The organism is Idiomarina sp. UBA4206 (assembly GCF_002383015.1).
Lineage (GTDB): Bacteria > Pseudomonadota > Gammaproteobacteria > Enterobacterales > Alteromonadaceae > Idiomarina > Idiomarina abyssalis.
This window is the reverse complement of the sequence record NZ_DFTS01000071.1, coordinates 15,857-17,821: the sequence shown is the minus strand read 5'-3', so window position 1 is coordinate 17,821 and position 1,965 is coordinate 15,857. Positions and strand designations below refer to the sequence as shown.

Below are 1,965 nucleotides of genomic sequence, written 5' to 3'. Positions count from 1 at the left end.
GCCAGCACCCATGTCCAGGAAGTACTTAGCGCCGGCGCGAAGTGAGTAGTCACCCATGTCGGTTAGCTGAACTTCACCCACCCAGTTAGGGGCAATGGTGGTGGAGCCTTCGACGTAGAAGTCGGAGTCGTAGAAATCGGAAAAGCCACCGCTGATGTAGTTCAGATTGTCAGCCTGAGTGGCTGCTGAAAACACAAACGAACTGCTTGCGAGTAACGCTGTTGATAGTATGAGCTTTTTCATAGTTTACCTCCTTGGATACAATAACTTCATTATGGCACCTAAGGAGGGTTTCAACAGCCCTTCAACTGTAAAGGTTCAGTAAAATAAAGGGCTGCAGAGGTGTTTGGTGTTTATTTAACGATATCTAACCAAACCAAACGGTGGTCGGAAGAGGCGCTGCGCTTATTCATTAGCTGGCTGCCGGGTTCATCATCGACAGGCCAGAACACGCCGGCGTCTTTTACAATTAAGTCGTCAGAAGGAAGTACGTAGTCAACGCGCTTACGCCAGGCGGCGGTATGGTACTGCGAGTTGCCGTTATTGGGAGAGTGCTGCTGTCCGCCCTGACTTTGTGGCTTTACGTCATTAACCCGGGGGTGGTCCAGTAGCTGCTCAATGGCACCGTCGACGCCACCGGAACCGGCTTCAGCGTTCATGTCCCCCAGAATAACAAAGCTTTCATTCTCGCTAAGTCCGCCACGCACGCCATTATCGTCGTAAAGGTAGTTGTCACTGCCAGGCGTGAGGTAATCGGCAAATAAGCGGATTTCATCGAAGTTACGCATACCATTGCTGTTTTCCGGGCCGTCGAAAGCCGGTGGTACAGGGTGCGCCGCTAACAGATGAATAACTCGGTCGCCCACTTTTACCGGGACATCCCAGTGTGATTTAGAGCTTAACGGGTACTGCGCCATGATTTCATCGGAGTACCACTGCTCCTTGGTCGGCTGTTCCTGTTCATTCATAACGTAAGGAATGTGACGTCCGGGCATGTCTTTCCACAAAAAGTGCTGAAAGGTGCGGGCTTTATCGGCGAGTAACGGATACTTCGACAGTATGACCATGCCGTATTGGCCGGGATACCAGCCAAAGCCCCAGGCATCTATGCCGGTACCTTCCTTTTTACCGTCGCGGTTTAAATCAAAAGGCGAGGGCACACCGGTGTTTACCGGGGCGGTATAAGCGTAGGGGTACTCAATGGCTTGCTGGCCATTTTGTGAAACCGCTAAATAGTCTTTTTGAAAGACGTTAACGCCAACTTCAGGGTCAAGGTAGTCAAACTCGTTCAGCAGCACAATGTCAGGACGTACGCGCTGAAGAATTTCAGCAATCCCCCGTATTTGCTTGTGACCTTGCTGCAGTATTTCCGGTACTGGCGAGCTGTCTAATGTCGGTAGTTCATTTTCACTTAAGTAATTAGATGCATCCATACTGACATTAAAGGTCGCAACCCTTATTGTTTCAGGTTCATTTTTACCGGAGCCTGCTGTGGCATAAAAAGAGGTAGGAATCATAAAGACAACGAATGTTAAAAATACAAAAAACCGCATAAAGCCCATGGAATAACCGTTAGAGAGCAGCCTAAGACAATTGAAGAGAATAAAGGTTCCCGAATGACTAGGCAAGGGCAAAGATTTTGATTAAAATATGTCACATATCTGACACACAAATGTCTTAGAAGCGTAATGAATTCAGCCGCATCCCATACAGCTCCGACCTCTTGCCGTACTTCTGACTCTTATCAGGTCATGAGCTTTCCGGTAATGAACCAGCTATTGTGCCGCGGCTCGTCATCGAATAATCAGCGAACGACCCATTTTTCTCTCCCGTCTTCGCAAAAAAGTTCCTTCGCTTCTTCTGTTTTTTTTCAAACCTTTCACGAAATTGTCACAAATGAGCCTTACCCTCATTCGTGCTTAAAAACCCAAAACCAAAACCGGGAAGAACAAAACTATGTTTAAC

1 protein-coding gene and 1 pseudogene are annotated in these 1,965 nt (G+C 48.0%); both read right to left on the bottom strand.

Annotation, left to right across the window (positions count from 1 at the left end):
• Nucleotides 1-243: pseudogene (locus B3180_RS14010) on the bottom strand (hypothetical protein); the annotation flags it as partial.
• Between the two features lie 110 nt (nt 244-353).
• The gene (locus B3180_RS14005) at nt 354-1,517 is read right to left on the bottom strand and encodes an endonuclease/exonuclease/phosphatase family protein (protein WP_278358205.1); all 1,164 of its coding nucleotides are present in this window, start codon (nt 1,515-1,517) and stop codon (nt 354-356) included.
• Nucleotides 1,518-1,965: the final 448 nt, after the last annotated feature.

Excerpts from the sequence above, each read along its gene's own strand:
- B3180_RS14005 (WP_278358205.1), bottom strand. The coding sequence starts at position 1,517 with ATGATTCCTACCTCTTTTTATGCCACAGCAGGCTCCGGTAAAAATGAA.